The organism is Paraperibacillus marinus, from assembly GCF_046237605.1.
Classification (GTDB): domain Bacteria; phylum Bacillota; class Bacilli; order Bacillales; family DSM-1321; genus Paraperibacillus; species Paraperibacillus marinus.
The window spans coordinates 2,665,758-2,684,734 of record NZ_CP143542.1 but is presented as its reverse complement, the minus strand read 5'-3'; the positions used below and the strand labels follow the sequence as shown (position 1 = coordinate 2,684,734).

19 protein-coding genes are annotated in these 18,977 nt (G+C 46.3%); 12 read left to right on the top strand and 7 right to left on the bottom strand.

Annotation, left to right across the window (positions count from 1 at the left end; translation table 11 throughout):
* Nucleotides 1-49: 49 nt before the first annotated feature.
* From V1498_RS13525 to V1498_RS13515, 3 genes are all read right to left on the bottom strand, one after another.
* The gene (locus V1498_RS13525; RefSeq protein ID WP_409299285.1) at nt 50-511 is read right to left on the bottom strand and encodes a DinB family protein; all 462 of its coding nucleotides are present in this window, start codon (nt 509-511) and stop codon (nt 50-52) included.
* Nucleotides 512-739: 228 nt separating this feature from the next.
* On the bottom strand, nt 740-2,266 hold the full coding sequence (locus V1498_RS13520) for an alpha/beta hydrolase (RefSeq protein WP_409294239.1): 1,527 nt from the start codon (nt 2,264-2,266) through the stop codon (nt 740-742).
* 232 nt (nt 2,267-2,498) lie between these two features.
* Nucleotides 2,499-2,927 carry a GNAT family N-acetyltransferase gene (locus V1498_RS13515; protein WP_409299283.1) on the bottom strand — a complete coding sequence of 143 codons (429 nt, stop codon included), beginning with the start codon at nt 2,925-2,927 and terminating at the stop codon, nt 2,499-2,501.
* 124 nt (nt 2,928-3,051) lie between these two features.
* Here V1498_RS13515 and V1498_RS13510 point away from each other — a divergent pair, with 124 nt between their 5' ends.
* Together V1498_RS13510 and V1498_RS13505 are read left to right on the top strand one after the other, a co-directional pair.
* Nucleotides 3,052-3,681, top strand: a complete 630-nt coding sequence (locus tag V1498_RS13510) for a chloramphenicol phosphotransferase CPT family protein (RefSeq protein ID WP_409294238.1) — start codon at nt 3,052-3,054, stop codon at nt 3,679-3,681.
* A gap of 13 nt (nt 3,682-3,694) precedes the next feature.
* On the top strand, nt 3,695-4,192 hold the full coding sequence (locus V1498_RS13505; RefSeq protein WP_409294237.1) for an NUDIX domain-containing protein: 498 nt from the start codon (nt 3,695-3,697) through the stop codon (nt 4,190-4,192).
* 32 nt (nt 4,193-4,224) lie between these two features.
* On the opposite strand, the gene V1498_RS13500 is transcribed toward V1498_RS13505, so the two are convergent.
* Nucleotides 4,225-5,964, bottom strand: coding sequence for an ABC transporter ATP-binding protein (locus tag V1498_RS13500; protein WP_409294236.1), 1,740 nt, complete (start codon nt 5,962-5,964; stop codon nt 4,225-4,227).
* Nucleotides 5,965-6,311: 347 nt separating this feature from the next.
* Nucleotides 6,312-6,542: a hypothetical protein gene (locus V1498_RS13495; protein WP_409294235.1), complete on the bottom strand. Its 231-nt coding sequence runs from the start codon at nt 6,540-6,542 to the stop codon at nt 6,312-6,314.
* 829 nt (nt 6,543-7,371) lie between these two features.
* Between V1498_RS13495 and V1498_RS13490 the strand changes: the two genes are divergently transcribed.
* The gene (locus tag V1498_RS13490; protein ID WP_409294234.1) at nt 7,372-8,619 is read left to right on the top strand and encodes a S8 family peptidase; all 1,248 of its coding nucleotides are present in this window, start codon (nt 7,372-7,374) and stop codon (nt 8,617-8,619) included.
* A 110-nt stretch (nt 8,620-8,729) separates the two neighbouring features.
* Here V1498_RS13490 and V1498_RS13485 read toward each other — a convergent pair whose 3' ends face one another.
* Together V1498_RS13485 and V1498_RS13480 are read right to left on the bottom strand one after the other, a co-directional pair.
* Nucleotides 8,730-8,834: a hypothetical protein gene (locus V1498_RS13485; protein ID WP_409299281.1), complete on the bottom strand. Its 105-nt coding sequence runs from the start codon at nt 8,832-8,834 to the stop codon at nt 8,730-8,732.
* A 444-nt stretch (nt 8,835-9,278) separates the two neighbouring features.
* Nucleotides 9,279-9,479, bottom strand: a complete 201-nt coding sequence (locus V1498_RS13480; protein ID WP_409292483.1) for a cold-shock protein — start codon at nt 9,477-9,479, stop codon at nt 9,279-9,281.
* A 341-nt stretch (nt 9,480-9,820) separates the two neighbouring features.
* Between V1498_RS13480 and V1498_RS13475 the strand changes: the two genes are divergently transcribed.
* From V1498_RS13475 to V1498_RS13435, 9 genes are all read left to right on the top strand, one after another.
* The gene (locus V1498_RS13475; protein ID WP_409294233.1) at nt 9,821-10,120 is read left to right on the top strand and encodes a hypothetical protein; all 300 of its coding nucleotides are present in this window, start codon (nt 9,821-9,823) and stop codon (nt 10,118-10,120) included.
* 80 nt (nt 10,121-10,200) lie between these two features.
* A complete protein-coding gene (locus V1498_RS13470) occupies nt 10,201-12,114 on the top strand; it encodes a BglG family transcription antiterminator (RefSeq protein WP_409299279.1) in 1,914 nt (637 codons plus the stop codon).
* A gap of 166 nt (nt 12,115-12,280) precedes the next feature.
* Nucleotides 12,281-12,586 (top strand): PTS sugar transporter subunit IIB, encoded by a 306-nt coding sequence (locus V1498_RS13465; protein ID WP_409294232.1) that lies wholly within the window; start codon nt 12,281-12,283, stop codon nt 12,584-12,586.
* Nucleotides 12,587-12,598: 12 nt separating this feature from the next.
* Entirely contained in the window at nt 12,599-13,942 is a 1,344-nt protein-coding gene (gene celB / locus V1498_RS13460) for a PTS cellobiose transporter subunit IIC (protein ID WP_409294231.1), read from the top strand.
* Nucleotides 13,943-13,955: 13 nt separating this feature from the next.
* Nucleotides 13,956-14,708, top strand: coding sequence for a chitin disaccharide deacetylase (gene chbG, locus V1498_RS13455; RefSeq protein ID WP_409299277.1), 753 nt, complete (start codon nt 13,956-13,958; stop codon nt 14,706-14,708).
* 296 nt (nt 14,709-15,004) lie between these two features.
* A complete protein-coding gene (locus tag V1498_RS13450; protein WP_409292489.1) occupies nt 15,005-15,331 on the top strand; it encodes a PTS sugar transporter subunit IIB in 327 nt (108 codons plus the stop codon).
* A 42-nt stretch (nt 15,332-15,373) separates the two neighbouring features.
* A complete protein-coding gene (locus V1498_RS13445; protein WP_409294230.1) occupies nt 15,374-15,703 on the top strand; it encodes a PTS lactose/cellobiose transporter subunit IIA in 330 nt (109 codons plus the stop codon).
* Nucleotides 15,700-17,028, top strand: a complete 1,329-nt coding sequence (locus tag V1498_RS13440; protein WP_409294229.1) for a 6-phospho-beta-glucosidase — start codon at nt 15,700-15,702, stop codon at nt 17,026-17,028. Before V1498_RS13445 ends, V1498_RS13440 begins: the two co-directional genes overlap by 4 nt.
* 265 nt (nt 17,029-17,293) lie before the next feature.
* The gene (locus V1498_RS13435; protein WP_409294228.1) at nt 17,294-18,970 is read left to right on the top strand and encodes a serine hydrolase; all 1,677 of its coding nucleotides are present in this window, start codon (nt 17,294-17,296) and stop codon (nt 18,968-18,970) included.
* Nucleotides 18,971-18,977: the final 7 nt, after the last annotated feature.

Sequence of the window (18,977 nt, the reverse complement as noted above, 5' to 3'; positions counted from 1 at the left end):
ATCGTGGCCTTTGATACAGTGAATGACTAGTTAGTTCCTCAACCGTACATCAACGATGCGATGGCCAGGATCCCTGCATCTTTCTTGATTGAATAATTTGTCCGGTATGATAGGCATCATGAAGCATAATATCGAGCAGTTTCCGCTCGAGTGAATCCTGGTCCAGCTCGTCATCGGACAGCCTGCTCAATACCTCTCTTAAATGGTGATGGGCATTCTCGGCACGTTCAATGACTTTTTTCCATTCTCCGTCATCGTTCGATTGATGTGTGAGTGAAAAGGTTTGATCCCCGTCAAGAGGATTTGGCCATTCCCGGCCTTCCAGTCTAGCGGCAAGTCTTTCTTTGTAATACGTTAAATGGTTAACATTCTCCCAGATGGTTTGGGCTGCCGCGCCGGGTGGTTTCCAGGCAGCCTGTTCTGCGCGAAGTCCATCAATCGCCTCTCTAAAAGGGGCATACCAGCTCTCTTTATCGTATGTCGAATCTAGCAGGTTTACTAGTAAATTCATTCGTTTCAATGACAACTCCTCCTTGAATTGGCAGAAATTAAAAAAACCGTTCATTGAAATTTTAAATGAAAGAGTACCAATTGGGAACATTAAAAGACAGAATTTTTAGAAAATCTACTTCACTAAATGAACTTTTGAAGAGGCGGATGAAGATATGGTATAAAACCAGCACCCGTAAAAATGTGAAAGGAGCCGCAGCTCTATTAAAGAGCTGCGGCTCCTGTTATCTTATTTGCTTGATGGTACCGGATCTATTTCTCTTCCGGTCTTTAAATCAATGACTTTCCCTTTGTTTTTTGGAACAGGAATGGTTTTGCTGTTTGGTGCCTTTTGCTTATTCTCCACCCAGTCAACAAGCAGATCAAAGGATTGGTGTACGTACGGAAGGAGCGGCTGCAATTCTTTGTTGGGATCTGCCGCCGGACTCCATACCAGGCTGTCAACATGGTTTCCATTTGTGATGGTATACAGGCGGTGCAAATTAGCTCTTCCGTTATTTGCAATCAGCTTCTGATAAGGATAAGCATGGACCGTCGGGAAGATCAAGGCGTCCAGGGAGCCGGTCACGCTGATCAGCGGTACATTAATTTTTCCGGTATTCTGGACCTTTTTTACGTTTTCTATCACGCTGTCCGGGCGCAGGGAATAGTCGTAGTCTTTAAAAATAGAATCATAGGTACGGTCCCGCATCCCATTTGGAAGGAAGTTTAAATAGTTCTGCCATGCAATCCTTCCCGGTGCTTCGGGATCGAATTCATCGCGGTATATATTCAGGGAGATAAACCAATAAACCAGATCATGGTAGGACCAGAGTCCTTCAGATCCGCGCGGCAGGCCTGCTTGATAGAGGGCCTGAACGGCCCGTGCCTTTTCTTCACCGGCTCCGTAAATGGCCGCAAAGGCGTTGTTGACTACAGGAGTGAGGGACGTAATCAGATTTGGGTCATTTGCTCTCCAAAGGACGCCTTCCCAGTCCACGCCGCCGTCATACAGGCTATTTCCTTTTTGTTTTTTGTCATGCTCCAATGCGTATCGCACCACATAGCCGCCATTTGAGATTCCGACTGCATAAGTTGGGATTCTGTGGTGTTTTGAAATGAGTCTGCTCGCCGGGTTCTTTCTATCCTTTTTCTCAATCAGTCTGGAAGGATAATTCTTTTCGAGATAAGATTGCGCTGCTATTGTCAGTTCCCTGAAGCGCATATTCCATTCCGCCACACTGTCTTCCTCTGACGCCAGCGCATTTTTTGACTTGGCGAGAGGATCAGCAGGATCGATTTCCCCTTGTGTTCCTTTATCTGTGGCAGCAAAGGCATATCCTTTTGCCAGTACAAAGTCACTGAATAAAAGATCTGTGGACGTTTCATTCCGTGTGGCCGGAATGCCGGCAGCCACAAGCTTTCCATTCCACTTTTCCGGTACCCGGATAACAAATCGTGCATCGCCGAACTGGCCATTTACCTGGGTGCCTTTAACTTCAGCGGGGGCATAGAGGCGGTGCCAGCCGGTGTGAGCCGAAGCATCTCCCCAGTTTACGGGTGCAAGTCCCGTATTGCCGAATACAGCTGCATCAGCATATTGTGCAGGATTCTTAGTGGTGATCCAATTGCCGTTTTTTCCATCGAATACTTTGAGGGTCACATTGTCTGCGCCAGGGATAACCGCTTTTTCTGAGGCCTTTGCCGGCAGGCTGTGAACAGCAATCGGCAGTGCCAGGATTATTCCTGATACCCATGCAATCAGCTTACGTTTCATCTCTATCATTCCTCCAGACGTTATTTGGGTAACCGCTTACATTTTATTACCTAGCAAGTTATGTGCCAAAGTGAATGACTAATGAAAAAACACGATATATAAACGACTTTCCACTCCCGGAATGCATTTTACACCCTTAAAGTTTCCTACTTTCCGGAATTTTTTTCCGTATAAGTGGAATGGTCTTAAAAAACGGGGAAAAACACTCCAGCGCTCTGTCCATGCAATATTCTTAAAGGTTTTTAGTAGATTTGAAAAAGATGATCTCCGGATCGCCGTCATCCAGGTTTTCTATAATACCGCTAAGGATGAATCCGTTGACCTTGAACACTTTCTGCATGTTTGTATTGGATTGGTTCGTGGATGAGAATATTTTCTGGGTGGGGGAATGGGCGGCCATATAGCCGAGCAGGGAGCTTGCATAGCCCTTGCGGCGTTCTTCTGCCGGCACTATGATCAGGTGAATGAAGGTTTGTTCAAAGAAATCCAAGTTGTAAACCAGAAATCCTGAAATACGATCATCGTTTACAGCTTTGATACATCTCTTAGCCTCTATGGCTTTTTTAATGGCCGATCTTCTGCTGCCGCTTCCAAAGACCTCCTTGTCGATAGTCGCTATCTCCTCGAAATCTTTTGGTTCAGCTGGATTTACAGTAATCAGGTTCATCCCTCATTTCAATAAATTATCGCTTGCTGCCTGGCAATATTTGATAATATTAGAATAGCATGTTTGGAGATTAAAAGTATATCGCAGCCGATGTACCGCCGGGAAGGAGTGGGTTGGTTTGCTGACTGCAGACAAGCTGGGTAGAATCATAGTCTTAAATGGTGTGCCAAGGTCAGGAAAAACCAGCATAGCCCGGGTGATCCAGGACCAGTTCAATGGGGTATGGATGAATCCCGGGGTAGACACCTTTATGGGGATGACACCTGAAAAGTATCAGCCGGGAATCGGTCTCAGGCCGGGAGGAGAGCTTCCGGGCCTTGAGGGAATTGCAGCCGCTTCATACAGGGCTTTGTACATGACAGCCGTAGCCTTCAGCCGCTCCGGCATCAACAGTGTGATTGATGCTGGGCATCACGAAGGCTTTTCAGTGCCGCTGGGAATACTGACAAAATGCGCAGAGATTGTGGAAGGACTTCCAGCCATGCTTGCAGGAATCCGCTGTCCCGTTGAAGTGATCATGGAAAGGCGGATTGCCACATGGAAAAAAGGCTTCAGCGAGGACGGCTCCATACCTGCCGCGGTCTTGCGCTGGCAGGAAGCTGTACATCAGCCAGGCTTGTATGACGTGGAAGTGGATACTTCTATATTGAAACCGTGGGAATGCGCGGACATAATTCATGAACGTCTTGAACAGGGTGAACCCTTTACAGCTTTTGAGGAGATTTTAACAATGAAAAAAATGGAATAGGCTGGGATGTTATATGACTGAAATGGTTGTGGAATGGGGAGGAATGCCTGTCCGGCTGACCTGGGTAAATAGCAGCTGCCTTCCTGAGGCGGGGCGGATTACAAGTGTCCATGGTTTTTGTTTTAAGGACAGCCGGCTCATGATGGTAGAGCTGAAGCACAGAGGGTGGGACTTTCCGGGCGGACATCTTGAGCCCCGAGAGAATCCTGAGGACTGCCTGCAGCGCGAACTTATGGAGGAAGGGTATGTAGAGGGGCGATTCAGCCTGCTGGGTCATGTGATAGTCGACCACAGCATAAATTCGCATTGGGTGGACGGGGGGAAATACCCTAAAGTTGGGTATCAGGTATTTTACCGAGTCGATATCGAGCATCTTTACCCGCATAAGGCAGAGTATGAAGCTTTAAGAAGGATTTTTCTAGAGGTTGATGAAGCGGCAAAGCTCCATCATGGCTGGAGTCCGCTGTATGATGAGATTTTTGGCGCAGCCATAGCACTGCGGGAAAGTTAAAACGGCTGTCATCTGCATGACAGCCGCTTTCTTTAGATCTGCATCTCAAACTGCCTGGAGTAGAGGCGGGCATAGATGCCGCTCTTTTTAAGCAATTCAGTGTGAGTGCCTTCTTCCTGGATCCCGTCTTCTGTCAGGACGATGATACGCCCGGCATTCCGGATCGTGGAGAGCCGGTGGGCAATGACGATTGTCGTTCTCCCTTTAGCCAGCTGCTCCAGCGAACTTTTGATATATGCTTCACTTTCATTATCAAGTGCGCTTGTAGCTTCATCAAGAATGAGGACATGAGGATTCTTCAGGAATGCCCGGGCAATGCAAAGCCGCTGTTTTTGGCCGCCGGACAGTTTCACTCCGCGCTGTCCAATTTGAGAGTGATAGCCGCTGGGAAGCTCCATGATAAAATCATGGGCAAAAGCCTGCCGGGCAGCAGTGATCACCTCTGAATCAGAGGCAGACGGCTTTCCATATCTGATATTTTCCATGACCGTCCCGGCAAAGAGGTACACATCCTGCTGGACGATGCCGATGTGCCTTCTTAAGACTTCAAGACTGATGTCCTGAATATGGTTTCCGTCAAGAAGAATTTCCCCTTTGGTTGTGCCGTACAGGCGGGTGATCAGTGAGCATAGAGTCGTCTTGCCGGAACCGGAAGGGCCGACAAGGGCAGTGTATTCTCCCGCTTCTATGTTCAAGTTCAGGTTAGTCAGAACAGGCTGCAGATCTTTCTCATATTGAAAAGTTACATTCCTGAATTGAATGGCGCCGCTTACGGCTTCAGGAAAAAGAGTGTGCAGGCTTTCTACTTTTTCAGGTTTTAGTTTCATGATTTCCATGAAACGCTGAAAGCCGGTTATACCCTCCTGGAACTGGGTGCTCATATGAGTCAGCCGCTGCATCGGTTCAATCATATAGCTGATATACAGCAAAAACGTGATTAAATCGGCAAGATCAAGGGATTGATTGACTATGTTTGAACTTCCATAGACAATGACTGTGATCGTAATAAATTGGATGAACATTTCAACGCCATTGAAGAAAAATGCCTCAGCCAGATAAGTCTTTTTCCTGCTTTCGAGAAAGCGGCGGTTTTCCCGTTTAAACTTCTCCATTTCGATCTGTTCATTAGCAAATGACTTTACCGTCCGGATGCCTGCCAGGCTGTCTTCCACCTGGGCGTTTACATCCGCGATCCGCTCTTTATTGTCCCGCATGGTTTTATTTAATGCTTTGTTGAAATAAACCGAATAAATACCCAGCACGGGCAGAAAACAAAAAACAGCAAGCGTCAGTGCGGCATTGATGTAAAACAAAATGAAAAAGGCACCAGTGAAGCGGACGAGGTATTTAATATAATCTTCCGGCCCATGATGATACAGCTCGGAAAGGAGAAGCAAATCATTGGTGATCCTTGACATGAGCTGGCCGGTCTTTGCTTTGTCAAAAAAACTGAGCGGCAGTCTCTGCATATGCCCAAAAAGCTCGCTCCGCAGATCGCTCTCCATCCTTGCCCCAATTTCATGGCCCTTATAATCAACAAAGAAATTGCCGGCATTTTGCAAGGCAGCGAGGAGCAGCATGAGCCCCCCGGTCCAGTATACGTCTCCGATATCAGGTTGGCCGGCCTTTAAGATAACATTTGTGATATGACGTACGAGAAGAGGGAACAGGAGTGCAAGGCCCGACACAGTCAAAGCAGTCAAAAGGACAGCAAGGAATACACGCAAGTACGGCTTGTAATATGAAAGAAACTTTTTTAAAGGAAAATCCATCAGTTACCCCTTTTGATATGTTATTTCACAGAACATATATAAGGGGAGACAAAGGTCAACGCTTGAAGAGCCTCCCTTTATATGAAGTAACAAAAGCAGTTGTGTTTTTCATACTGAATTCCTCCTTGAATAATGGTAATTCCATTGTAAAGGATAAAGTGGATTTTTTACAGAATTTTTAGAATATTCAGTGGCGGCGGTCCCCATTCCACAACAATTTCAGTCATTTAACATCCCAGCCTATTCCGTTTTTTTGGGTAAATAACCGCAGGCAGGGAATCAGGTTTTTTACCCTGTCGACATTGAGCAGCTCTTTCCCCACAAGTATGAGGCTTTAAGAAGAACCTTTATAGGGCGCGGCGAAGCGGCAAAGCTCCATCATGGCTGGAGCCCATTGTATGAGGAAATCCTGGATGCAGCCGCGGCATCGCTGGAAAATTAACAAAAGCGGTCCCGTAAGTTTCAAGAGTTTTCTCCCGGGCATATGCTAGACCGATTATCTTCAGCAGCTTGCGGATAAGGACCTTTGACGGGTAATCATGGGCATTAATGAGAATACGAATACGGAATTCATCCATACACTGTTTCCGTCACGGAGGAGTTTTAGGGTCTGCAAAAAACCGAGAGATGAGAACACCTGCTCCCGGTTTCAGTCAGCTTTATGAACGGCAGATAAAAGAACATTTCGGCGAGTAAGGGGCAACGCTGTGCTGATTCCGCTTTTACAGTGAAAATTGGGTGAGTGGTTAAAAGATTAGCCGCATTTCTTTTTAATAAAAAACTCTTGACTCCAATTAGCTGGTTTAGTTTATAAGAATAAGTACAGCCGCTTCCTCTGGGAGTGGCTGTTTTTATACCTTACGCAATTAATTGACCGTAATCAACTTGAACTTCTGACATGCATTTAAAACCATTTGGTTTACTCCCTTGGCCGCCATTTTCTTGTTCTGTTAAGGAAATAAACAAGTAGAAAAATAGTTATTTAATACTTGGTTGCCACACATTGAAACCAGTGCATCAAATCTTTCAAACGTTTATGGCAGCTGAAGACGTGCTGAAGATGGATTATGTTCTAACACTTCAACTGCCAATCTAGCTTTCTCAAGTATTTATATAAAGTGTGGAATTGGGAAAAAAAGTAGGTTTTTGTCAGATTAAATTGAAAAAAGGATTGTCTTAGAGTGAGAAAAACATCACATAAAAAGTGAAACCTTATTGATAGATACAATCTATAACTTGGGAAAATAATCGGCAATACCAATAGATGAAGTGCGGTGTTACATATTTCAAGAATTTTCTGGTTATTTCGGATCATTGTCCGGTCGCAATGCCTAACTTATACTATTTTTACATCCTGAGTAACTAAAAGACTAAAAATCTATTTTCTATTTTGAGAGGAGAAGTAGTATGAAGAAAAAGAGATTGTTCGGTACTTTACTTCTGAGTTTGAGCTTAAGTTTTTCTATATTTGGATCTGCCTCTTATGCACAAGAATCTAAGGAACAGACTCCAGAGTCATTCCGGATATTTATTAAGGCTTCTAAAGAAGAAAAGTCAAAATTGAAACAGAATTACAAAGCGCACAGGGATCTTGGAAATGAAGGGTTTACAACCGAAGTAAATCAGAAGCAATATGAGGCACTTCAGAAAAACAAAAATATTACTATAGAAAAAGTGGCTCAGTTTAAGATACAAGCAACGGCGCCTGCTAAGGCTGCAGCTTATCCTTCCACCAGAGTACCATGGGGTATTAAAGCGATATACAATGACAGTGCCCTGACTGCAGCTTCCGGGGGTGACGGCATAAAAATAGCTGTGCTGGATACAGGTGTTTATAAAACCCATATAGACTTAAGTCAGAATGTTGAACAATGTAAAGATTTCACAACTTCCACCACCTACGTGAATAACTCATGTAATGATGGAAACGGCCACGGCACTCATGTCGCTGGATCCGCATTGGCTAGTGGAGGTTCTGATGGTCTCGGGGTTTATGGGGTTGCTCCGCAATCAGAATTATGGGCCTATAAAGTGTTAGGTGATAACGGCTCTGGATACTCTGATGATATTTCTGCAGCTATCAGACATGCTGCAGATGAAAGCACTCGTACAGGCTCTAAAGTTATTATTTCAATGTCATTAGGTTCAAGTACAAAAGATAGTTTAATAACTAGCGCTGTTGACTATGCCTACAGCAAAGGAGTACTGGTGATTGCTGCAGCAGGTAATAGCGGTCCTGGAAGCAATACAATTGGGTACCCTGGTGCACTGACTAATGCAGTTGCGGTAGCAGCACTTGAAAACGTCCAAGTAAATGGAACCTACCGTGTTGCGGATTTTTCATCAAGAGGAAATCCTAATACTGATGGTGATTATGTAATACAGGAAAAAGATATAGAAATTTCAGCTCCTGGAGCAAGTATTGAGTCTACATGGAATAATGGAGGCTACAATACGATTAGTGGAACGTCTATGGCAACTCCACATGTTTCAGGTTTAGCCGCGAAAATCTGGTCAGCAAACAAAACTCTCACACATACACAAATACGCAGCGAATTGCAAAGACGTGCTAAATTGTATGATATTAAGGGTGGAGCAGGCGCGGCAACTGGAGATGACTATGCTTCAGGATTTGGGTTTGCTAGAGTAAGATAATTATACTTGGCAGAGGCAGCTTGAACTTAGTTGAGCTGCCTCTAACAATTTGCCAAGGAAAGAAAAAGCTGCGGGAGTCTCATGATTTGTAAAGCCTATCTTTCTTATCTTTATCTTCTATAAAGTATGACCTCCTGGAAGAAAAAGGAATCAAGAATAAAGCATACTTCAGGATAGGCTATTGGCTTACCAGTTGAATAGCGCTCCTTCGGCAGCTTTTCAATCTCAAATAGTTTTTCACAAATCTTTACGGCACTATTTTCCCCTCTTTACTAAAAGGTCTTTCACTAACAGCCCGAGTCATGTAGTTTATTTCCATTAAATGGAAGGGTGTTGGAGCGCTGAACAATCGGATTCTCCTCACCTTTGCCGCAGCTGCCAGCATAACGTTTTCGTTTGCGAAAGATCTAGGTCTGCCTTTCGAACCACTTCAGGCGATGTATTTTTTGTTTACGATATTCGTACACCCGGATCGTTCTATTTTAACAACCAGGGAAGCGTGTACCTGCCGATCTACCTCTTAATTCAAGTATAAAGGACACGGATGTTTGCGTGTTTTTTTTTGTCCAAAAATTTTCTCGACTCCAACAAATTGTATAGGGCAAAAAGAAAAAGGCAGGCTCACGGAGAGCCTGCCTTGTGTATGTTGTGTTGACGAATTAACCTTTTTGAACGTTAGTAGCTTGTGGTCCGCGTTGACCTTGTTCTACTTCAAAAGTTACGTCTTGGCCTTCTTCAAGAGTTTTGAAGCCTTCGCCTTGGATAGCTGAGAAGTGTACGAATACATCGTCTCCACCTTCGCGCTCGATGAAACCGAAACCTTTTTCTGCGTTAAACCATTTTACTTTACCTTGTTCCATTTTTGTTGCCTCCTCGCATGCAGTGCATGCATTGTGTTACTATCCTTGCTCTTTATCCAAAACGAAAAGCTTTAAAACTTATCACTCTTTTGGTTCGAACAAAAATAATTCTCTTTTAATATAGCAGATGAATGTTAGCAATGCAAGGATATATGTTCAAGAAAAAAGAAAGGTCAGCCTGCCAAAAGAATTGTATGTTATTAAGAACTTTCTTGTTTGCGTTATGGTCTTTTTGCCTTATTCTTATAGTAATAAGTTTTTGTCTGAACATTTAGTTAAATCTCCATGCGGCAAAATATTACTGAACAGCCTGGGGAAAAAATACAGCGGAGGGATCAAACATGACAGCAATTCAAGGACTAAATATAGAAAATGTAAGGGCAGTCAAGGATGAGGGCTTTGATGGATATCAAATTTTCTTTACCTCGGATGGCCAGGTATTCTGTTTGCTTGCCGGGAATAGAAAGAAGCCTTTTCCGCTTAATGTAAAGCATCAGTTCAAGGAAAAAGAAGCCTGTATTCTCTGCGGGAAGACCATTTACCCTGCCCCATACGGCCAGCAGCTCTGTACCTATTTTAATGGCAGACAAAATGGTTTGCTGCAGGATTTAATGGAGATCTTTCCTGCTCAATTTACATAAGGACAAACCCGGGAAGAACATGAACCGATTATAGAATGAACGGTAGAAGGGGGTGCGGGGCAGTGGCGCTGAATATACGGATGACTTCCATACTGAGGGAATTGATGGGGACTAAATCCTGCGTGACCGGTGAGGATCTGGCTGCGGCTATTGAAGTGACTTCAAGAACGATCCGGAATGACATCAAGGAGCTGGATGCCCTTATATCGGAGCATGGCGGGACGATCCTTTCGAAGAGGGGGACTGGCTATCAGCTGATTGTTGAAGATGAAGCCCGTTTCCTCTCCTTTCTGAAAGCTAATTTCTATAAGGGGCTGTCCGACAGCACAGAAATACCGTCTATGCCGGAAGAAAGAGTACAGTATTTGATTAAAAGGCTCTTGCTGGCCGAAGGATTTCTTAAGCTGGAAGAATTGGCCGATGATATGTATATCAGTAAATCGACCATCCAAAACGATTTGCGGGATGTGAAACGGATCCTCGTGACTTACGGGATTAATATGGAAAAGCGTCCGAATTACGGGATACGGCTGAAAGGAGAAGAAGTTAAGCTCCGCTATTGTATGGCTGAATATGTGTTCAACCGCGAGGGGACACATCCTGATATCCATAAGCTGGGGGTATCCATCCTGACTAAGGAAGAAATGCAGATCATCAAGGAAATCATACTCCTCCAGATTAAAAACAACGAAATATCCCTCTCAGATATGGCCTTGAATAATTTGGTCATACACATTGCAATTGCGTTTAAAAGGATTCAGAACCGCAATTATGTTTCCCTTGCTCAAGCCGAGCTCCAGGAGATATCGCGGCAGAAGGAATACAAGGCAGCAAGGAAGATTATCGAAGACATTCAAAACCGGCTGTCTGTCATCTTTCCGGAAGAGGAAGTCGCCTATATAGCCATCCACCTGCTTGGCACCAGGACCTTGATCAGCGGGGCTGCTGAAGGGGAGGCCGAAGCAATGGAAAGTGATGATCAGGAAATCAGGCTGCTGACCGGGAAGATCCTTGCAGCCATAGAAGAGAATCTGCTGCCGGGAATCAGCGGTGACAGGGAGCTTGCAGCCATGCTGAGCCTCCACCTGAAACCCGTGGTATACCGCTTCCGCTACGGGATGAACCTTAGGAACCCCATGCTGCAGCAGATCAAAGCGAATTATCCCATTGCCTTTGAGGGGGGCATTATCGCCTCAATGGTGATAAAAGAGGAATTGGACATAGAAATCAATGAACACGAAATTGGATATATTGCCCTCCATATCGGGGCCGCCATTGAACGGAGGACCATGACCCAGCTTCCCAAAAACTGTCTGATTGTTTGTGCTTCAGGACTTGGAAGCGCACAGCTCCTGTCTTATAAGCTGCAGACTGTATTTGGCAATAAGCTGAATATTATAGGAACCATTGAATATTACAAATTGCACGGCTACCCGCTTTCTGCTGTGGATTTGATTATTTCAACGATTCCGATTGCAGAATCTATGCCGGTTCCTGTTATAGAAGTCAACACATTCCTCGGCAGCACGGATTTTGATAAGATAGAAGATCTATTAAAACCAGAGAGTGCTAAACAGACAAAATATACGAGGGAAGATCTGGTTTTCCTGCAAAGGAAATTTAACAGCAGGGAAGAAGTTCTTTCTTTCCTTGCAGAGGAGTTAAAGGAGCGGGGGCTGGCAGGAGAGGGGTTTTTTGAAAGCGTGATGGAGAGGGAATCCTTCTCTGCGACTTCTTTTGGGAACCTTGTGGCCATACCGCACCCGGCTGTTCCGATGACTGATTCCACGTTCTGGGCGGTGGTCACCCTCCAGAAACCCATCCAATGGGGGAACAGCCGTGTCCAATTCGTATGCCTCCTGTGTATCAGGAAAAACAGCACCGAAGACTATAAAGCCATGTATGGCCAACTCGCAGAGATGATCGACAACACAAGCAAGGTTCAGCAGCTTCTGAAATGCAAAACGTATAAGGACTTCGAAAAATTCATTTGAGTCCTGAAATTATTTTCATTTATTACTCTGGCGTGTACACCAATTTCCGCAAGCCTTTATGCTGATGCGGAAATTTTTTGTGTCGAAGTGAAAGCGTTTACAATATAAGATGGAATTGCAAGAATATTTAAATAATTAAACAAAAAGACTACAGGGAGGGGAATGAGTGAACATTCTTTTATGCTGTGCAGCCGGCATGTCGACCAGCCTGCTTGTCACCAAGATGGAAAAGGAAGTCGTGCAGGAAGGCTTGAACTGCAGGATCTGGGCAGTGCCGGGGGATGCGGTCAGAAATCACATTAATGAGGCAGATGTCCTGCTGGTAGGCCCCCAGGTCCGCTATATGCTGCCGCAGTTAAAAAAATTGGGAGGAGAAAAAGGAATTCCAGTGGATGTCATTAATACGGTCCATTACGGCACATGTAATGGTTCCGAGGTATTGAAATTTGCAAGGCATATTTCAGGAAAATAAGGGAGTGTAATCATGAGCAAATTTAACGATGTTTTAGAAAATAAGGTAATGCCTGTTGCGGGACGCATTGCCGGCCAGCGCCACCTGCAGGCTCTGCGTGACGGTATCATCCTCACGATGCCGCTGATCATAGTCGGATCGCTATTCCTGATTCTCGGTTTCCTGCCAATCCCGGGCTATGCGGATTTCATGGCCAGGACATTTGGGGATGCCTGGCTTACCAAGCTGATGTATCCGGTAGGAGCAACCTTTGATATCATGGCCTTGATTGCCGCTTTCGGCATTGCTTACCGCCTGGCTGAGAAATATAACGTGGACGCCTTGTCGGCAGGTGCCATTTCTGTCGCTGCCTTCCTTCTTGCCACTCCATATCAGGTGCCTTTCACTCCGGATGGCGCAACAGAAGCTGTAATGGTGGGCGGGGCCATCCCATCGGTATTGATGGGAAGCAAGGGCTTGTTCGTAGCCATGCTCATCGCCATGATCTCAACTGAAATCTACCGGGTGATCATCCAGAAGAATATAATCATCAAGATGCCAGATGGCGTTCCGCCGGCAGTTGCTAAATCGTTTGTTGCCCTGATCCCCGGCTTTGCTGTAATCGCACTTATATGGGTATTACGTTTAATCGTTGAAAACACAAGCTTTGAAAGCCTTCATAATATTGTCGGCGAAATTTTGGGCAAACCGCTCGGAGTTCTCGGTGGAAGCCTCATTGGAAGCCTTGTTGCTGTATTCCTGATCCAGCTCCTCTGGTCATGCGGCCTTCATGGTGCCTCCATCGTTGGCGGTGTAATGGGCCCGATCTGGCTGTCTGCAATGGATGCCAATCGTGTGGCGTTCCAGGCGGGAGACGGACTGCCAAACATCTTCACCCAGCAATTCTTTGATATTTTCATATATATCGGCGGAAGTGGTGCAACCCTTGCCCTTGTTACCGCCATGCTGATCCGGTCACAGAGCCAGCAGATGAAACAACTGGGAAGGCTTGCCGCAGGCCCTGGTTTATTCAACATCAATGAACCAATCACCTTCGGAATGCCGATTGTCATGAATCCGCTTATGATCGTTCCATTTGTCCTGACGCCTCTTGTCATGGTTATCGTCACTTACATCGCCATGAGCACAGGACTTGTTGCACGGCCGGCTGGTATTGCAGTTCCTTGGACAATGCCGCCAATCATCGGGGGGTATCTGGCCGCAGGCGGAAAGATTTCCGGAGCGGTCCTGCAGCTTGTAAACTTCGCCCTTGCATTCGGAATATATTATCCATTCTTCAGGATGTGGGATAAGCAGAAATATTCAGAAGAACAAGGAGCAATCGAGATTACTCCTGCTCAAAAACTTCAGGCATAGGGGAATATAAATGGTGAAATTAATCGTAAACGCAGATGACTTTGGCTATTCAAAAGGAGTCAATTTTGGAATTATCGAAGCTTATCAAAATGGCATCGTCACATCCGCGACACTGATGGCTAACATGCCCGGAGCTGAGCACGCTGCAGCTCTTGCCGCAGAAAACCCGGGGCTTGGGGTGGGCATCCACCTCGTCCTGGACTGCGGGTATCCGGTAAGCACGGATATTCCTTCGCTCATTGATGAAAATGGGAAATTCCTTAACGCAAAAACGGTCAGTGAGCAAGGAGATCCAGCCGAGATAGAGCGCGAGCTGGAAAGCCAGATTGAAAGATTCCTGGGCTTTGGCCTGAAACCTACACATCTGGACAGCCATCATCATATTCATGGTCATGAAAATGTCTTTGAGATTGTCAGCAGGCTCGCCAATAAATATGGAATCCCAATCCGGCCGGTATCGGAAAGCCTGCTGAAATCCGGGCGTCATAATCCTTCTGTCCACTATTTCGATCCAGGATTTTACGGGGAAAATCTAACAAACGAAACACTGATCGATTGTATCAAGAGGTCCTTGTCCTATGAGACAGCAGAAATCATGACACACCCAGCTTTTCTTGATGAAGCAATCCTGTCTGGAAGCTCCTATGCCATGCCGCGAGTTCGTGAGGTTTCCATCCTGACAGACCCGAAGATCAAGGATTTCATAAGGGAGCAGGGTGTGGAGCTTGCCACTTATAAAGAGGCAGCCGGAAAATCCGTAGTTTAAAACAGGATAAATACGGAATGGAATAACCAGATTTCCAATTTGGCAGATCGCTGCCCCTTTTTCCGAAAGAAGTTCCAAAGGAGAGGGGGTAGCGGCCATTTTTTCCAGGAATGAATCAGGCGGCTTCAGAGGAAGCAGCAGGGGATTTCCCGGCTGTCCCAGGTTTTTATGAGCACAGGGGAGACTCACCTCAGCTGCTTTCCGCTTCTTAAGGAAAAACAATGATTGTTCATGTAAGCGCTTTTAAAATAGAATGACAGTAACAGGATAACCAAACATAATGAGGAGGCAGATCTATGAATATACTATTATGCTGTGCAGCGGGGATGTCCACAAGCCTGCTTGTCACAAAGATGGAAAAAGCGGCACAGGATCAGGGAATTGACTGCAAAATATGGGCAGAAGGTGCGTCCTCAGTAAACGATCATATCGCATCAGCCGATGTTTTGCTGATCGGGCCGCAGGTGCGTTATTTGCTGCCGCAGCTCAAAAAATTGGGCGAAGCGCATAATGTACCCGTAGACAGCATCAATACCGTACATTATGGAATGTGCAATGGAGCAGAAGTGTTGAAAGCGGCCATCGCTCTTGCAAAGAGCAATAAGCTGGAAGAGTCCATCTAAACCTGGCCATCTGCATGTATCGATTTTTGGGAGGTGACAGAAATGGATTCAATGGAACAGATTGTTTTTACGATTATCCTGCACGGCGGAAACGGGAAGAGTTCCTCTATGGAAGCCATCCAGGCGGCCAAAAAGGGTGATTTTATAGGAGCAAGAGCAAAGCTCAAGGAAGCGGCAGAAGCCCTGAACGAAGCACATAAAACCCAGACAGAACTGATACAGGCTGAAATCAGGGGAGAGAGGGCCGATACATCCCTGCTTATGGTCCATGCCCAGGATCATCTGATGAATGCTTTGACAATCAAGGACCTGGCAGCAGAATTTGTAGATCTCTATGAAGCAATTGAAACGAAAAGGGGAGTAAATCTATGAAAAAAGGGCTTAAAATTGCAACAATCGGCGGTGGATCAAGCTATACGCCTGAACTCATCGAGGGCTTTATCAAGAGATATGAAGAGCTTCCGGTCAGTGAATTATGGCTTGTGGATATTGAAGCAGGCAGGGAAAAGCTTGAAATAGTTGGACAGCTTGCCAAGCGGATGGTTGAAAAATCAGGTTTGCCCATCGAGGTTCACCTTAGCCTGGACAGGAGGGAAGCGCTAACGGATGCGGACTTTGTCACCACTCAATTCCGGGTTGGCCTTCTTGATGCCCGGGCGAAGGATGAAAGAATTCCAATGAAATATGGTGTGCTCGGACAGGAGACAAACGGTCCTGGCGGTTTGTTTAAAGGGCTGCGTACCATTCCGGTAATCCTCGACATCTGCCGCGATATGGAGGAGCTTTGCCCCGATGCCTGGCTCATCAACTTCACGAATCCTGCCGGCATGGTGACCGAAGCGGTGCTCCGCTATTCCAGCATCAAAAAAGTGGTGGGACTCTGCAATGTTCCGATCGGCATGGAAATGGGCATCGCAAAGCTGCTTGATGTTGACCACTCCCGGGTAAGAATCGATTTTGCCGGTTTGAATCACATGGTGTACGGACTTGATGTGTATGTGGACGGAGTAAGCAAAAAGGATGAAGTCATAAACCTGCTGACAGATCCTTCAAACTCAAGCTTTGTGAAAAATATACAAGGCATGGGCTGGGAGCCTTCGTTTGTAAAGGCGCTGAATGTGCTCACATGTCCGTATCATATGTACTACTATAAAACGCGGGAAATGCTTGAAAAAGACCAAAAGAATTTTGAAAAAGGCGAGACGCGTGCCGAGGTGGTCCAAAAGCTTGAAGCTGAATTATTTGAGCTTTACAAAGACCCAGAGCTTGATATCAAGCCTCCGCAGCTTGAGAAAAGGGGAGGGGCGTATTACTCGGATGCTGCTGTGCGCCTGATCACATCTATCTACAATGACAAGCGTGACATACAGCCGGTGAACACCAGGAATAACGGGGCAATCGCCAGCCTGCCGGCAGATTCCGCTGTGGAGATCAGCTGTGTGATTACGAAGGATGGACCGAAGCCGATTGCAATTGGAGACCTGCCGGTTGCTGTCCGCGGACTGGTCCAGCAAATCAAGTCCTTTGAACGGATTTCTGCGGAAGCAGCCGTGACAGGCGATTATGACAAGGCAGTACTTGCTTTGACGATTAACCCGCTCGTTGGTTCAGATCATATTGCCAAGCAGATTGTGGATGAAATGCTTGAAGCACATAAAGAACATCTTCCGCAGTTCTATAAAGCGGTGGAAGCATAAACAAATACCAGGCACCAGACCTCCAGTACAGGAGGGGCTGGTGCTTTTTTATGCCTGCTTTCTACTGAAATAAATAAATATTCCCATTTTTCCAAAAATAAGGCAAATGGCCTGGTACTTTCATCATTATTATAATCACGTTTGCCGAATGGTTGGGGCTTATGTTTCATAGACGGAGATTCCGTAATGGGATAGGCTTGAGATGTATAGTAAGCGCTGTTATTAATGGCCTCGGATGCAAAATACCAAGATTAAAGGAGGATTTATGAAGAAAAAGTCATGGGTCATCACGTCGGTATGTTCAGTGTTGATTGGCAGTACGGCAGCATTTGCTGAGGAAAATGGTTCAGTGCCTGTCCCGACTATAGAAAAACAGGAAAATACCCTGAAAGGGGGGCATCGTCCCCATCCCGTCTTTACCTGGGATTCTCCCGCAGTTCCAATGTCAGGAGTGCTTCACCCTGGCTCAGCAAGGGGTGCAGGCATGATGCCGGGTCCGCTTGCTGCCATTGATGGAGTGGTCAATTCAGCCATTTCTGAAGGTGTAATGCCCGGGGCAGTTGCACTTGTTGCCAGAGGAGGCAGCATCGTAAAGCATGAGGCATACGGGCATTCTGCCAAATACGTGGATGGTTCCTTTACTCCCATGCAAAACCCTGTCGGGATGCAGAAGGATACAATCTTTGACCTGGCATCCATCAGCAAGATCTTCACAGCCACAGCCATTATGATTCTTCAGGAAAAAGGGCTTGTTGACCTGGACGCTCCGGCAGCGGCTTATATCCCCGAATTCGCGCAGAACGGGAAAGGGCAGGTCACAGTACGGCAGCTTTTGACCCACACCTCAGGGTTCGAAGCATGGATCCCTCTTTACACTAAAGGAACATCAAGGGACAGCAGGCTTCAATTGGTCTTCAGCCAGCCGCTTAAAAAACCGCCTGGAACTACATACACTTACAGCGATCTGAATATGATCACGCTGGGGGCGATCGTGGAACGGCTGACCGGCATGAGGCAGGACGAGTTTGTTAAAAGGCATATCACAGAGCCGATCGGCATGAAGGATACCATGTATAATCCGCCGGCTGAGCTGAAGGGACGCATCGCTGCCACAGAATATCAGTCAGTGCCGGCCCGGGGGCTGGTGTGGGGAGAAGTGCATGATGAAAATGCCTGGAGCCTGGATGGAGTTGCCGGCCATGCCGGGGTTTTCTCGACCGCTTCAGACCTTGCCAAATTCGCACATATTTTCCTGAATGATGGAAAGTATGGAGGAAAGAAGATATTGAAGCCTGAAACCGTAAAACTCCTGCTCGAAAACCAGAACAGCGCCTTTCCGGGTAATGATCACGGTCTCGGCTGGGAGCTTGGCCAGGGCTGGTACATGGATGCTCTTTCCGACAGTACATCCTTCGGCCATACAGGCTATACAGGCACATCCATTGTCCTGAACCCGAAACAAAAGACAATAGCCATTCTTCTGACCAACCGGGTGCATCCAACCCGCGCTACCGTTTCCACAAACCAGACCAGGAGGCTCTTTGCGAGACAAGTAGCCGACGCCATCCCGGTTAAGATGGAGCGGCATGGTGCCGCCTGGTTTGCAGGCTACGGCGATAAGCTCGCAAACTCTATGGAAGCAGACGTCAAAGGGAAAAAAAGGATCCAATTTAAGACATGGTACAGCACGGAAACCAATGCAGACTTTGGCCGGATAGAAGTTCTTGTGAATGGTGCCTGGCAGAAGCTTGATGAATATACAGGAAGCTCTGGCGGATGGATGGAGAAAGCCTATCAGCTTCCGGAAGGTGCAGAAAAAATCCGCTGGGTCTACAGCACAGACGGCTCAGTCAACGGCCGAGGCTGGTATGTCGGCAATGTCAGGGCTGATGGCCATAAACAGGACTTTCAGCAAAATGACTGGAGCTTAAGAAATTACTAAGAGGAGG

What these genes read in the sequence shown, in the direction of transcription:
- V1498_RS13525 (WP_409299285.1), bottom strand. Translation starts at nt 511, where the DNA reads ATGAATTTACTAGTAAACCTGCTAGATTCGACATACGATAAAGAGAGC.
- V1498_RS13520 (WP_409294239.1), bottom strand. Translation starts at nt 2,266, where the DNA reads ATGAAACGTAAGCTGATTGCATGGGTATCAGGAATAATCCTGGCACTG.
- V1498_RS13505 (WP_409294237.1), top strand. Translation starts at nt 3,695, where the DNA reads ATGACTGAAATGGTTGTGGAATGGGGAGGAATGCCTGTCCGGCTGACC.
- V1498_RS13500 (WP_409294236.1), bottom strand. Translation starts at nt 5,964, where the DNA reads ATGGATTTTCCTTTAAAAAAGTTTCTTTCATATTACAAGCCGTACTTG.
- V1498_RS13495 (WP_409294235.1), bottom strand. Translation starts at nt 6,542, where the DNA reads ATGGATGAATTCCGTATTCGTATTCTCATTAATGCCCATGATTACCCG.
- V1498_RS13490 (WP_409294234.1), top strand. Translation starts at nt 7,372, where the DNA reads ATGAAGAAAAAGAGATTGTTCGGTACTTTACTTCTGAGTTTGAGCTTA.
- V1498_RS13480 (WP_409292483.1), bottom strand. Translation starts at nt 9,479, where the DNA reads ATGGAACAAGGTAAAGTAAAATGGTTTAACGCAGAAAAAGGTTTCGGT.
- V1498_RS13475 (WP_409294233.1), top strand. Translation starts at nt 9,821, where the DNA reads ATGACAGCAATTCAAGGACTAAATATAGAAAATGTAAGGGCAGTCAAG.
- V1498_RS13470 (WP_409299279.1), top strand. Translation starts at nt 10,201, where the DNA reads ATGACTTCCATACTGAGGGAATTGATGGGGACTAAATCCTGCGTGACC.
- celB (WP_409294231.1), top strand. Translation starts at nt 12,599, where the DNA reads ATGAGCAAATTTAACGATGTTTTAGAAAATAAGGTAATGCCTGTTGCG.
- V1498_RS13450 (WP_409292489.1), top strand. Translation starts at nt 15,005, where the DNA reads ATGAATATACTATTATGCTGTGCAGCGGGGATGTCCACAAGCCTGCTT.
- V1498_RS13445 (WP_409294230.1), top strand. Translation starts at nt 15,374, where the DNA reads ATGGATTCAATGGAACAGATTGTTTTTACGATTATCCTGCACGGCGGA.
- V1498_RS13440 (WP_409294229.1), top strand. Translation starts at nt 15,700, where the DNA reads ATGAAAAAAGGGCTTAAAATTGCAACAATCGGCGGTGGATCAAGCTAT.
- V1498_RS13435 (WP_409294228.1), top strand. Translation starts at nt 17,294, where the DNA reads ATGAAGAAAAAGTCATGGGTCATCACGTCGGTATGTTCAGTGTTGATT.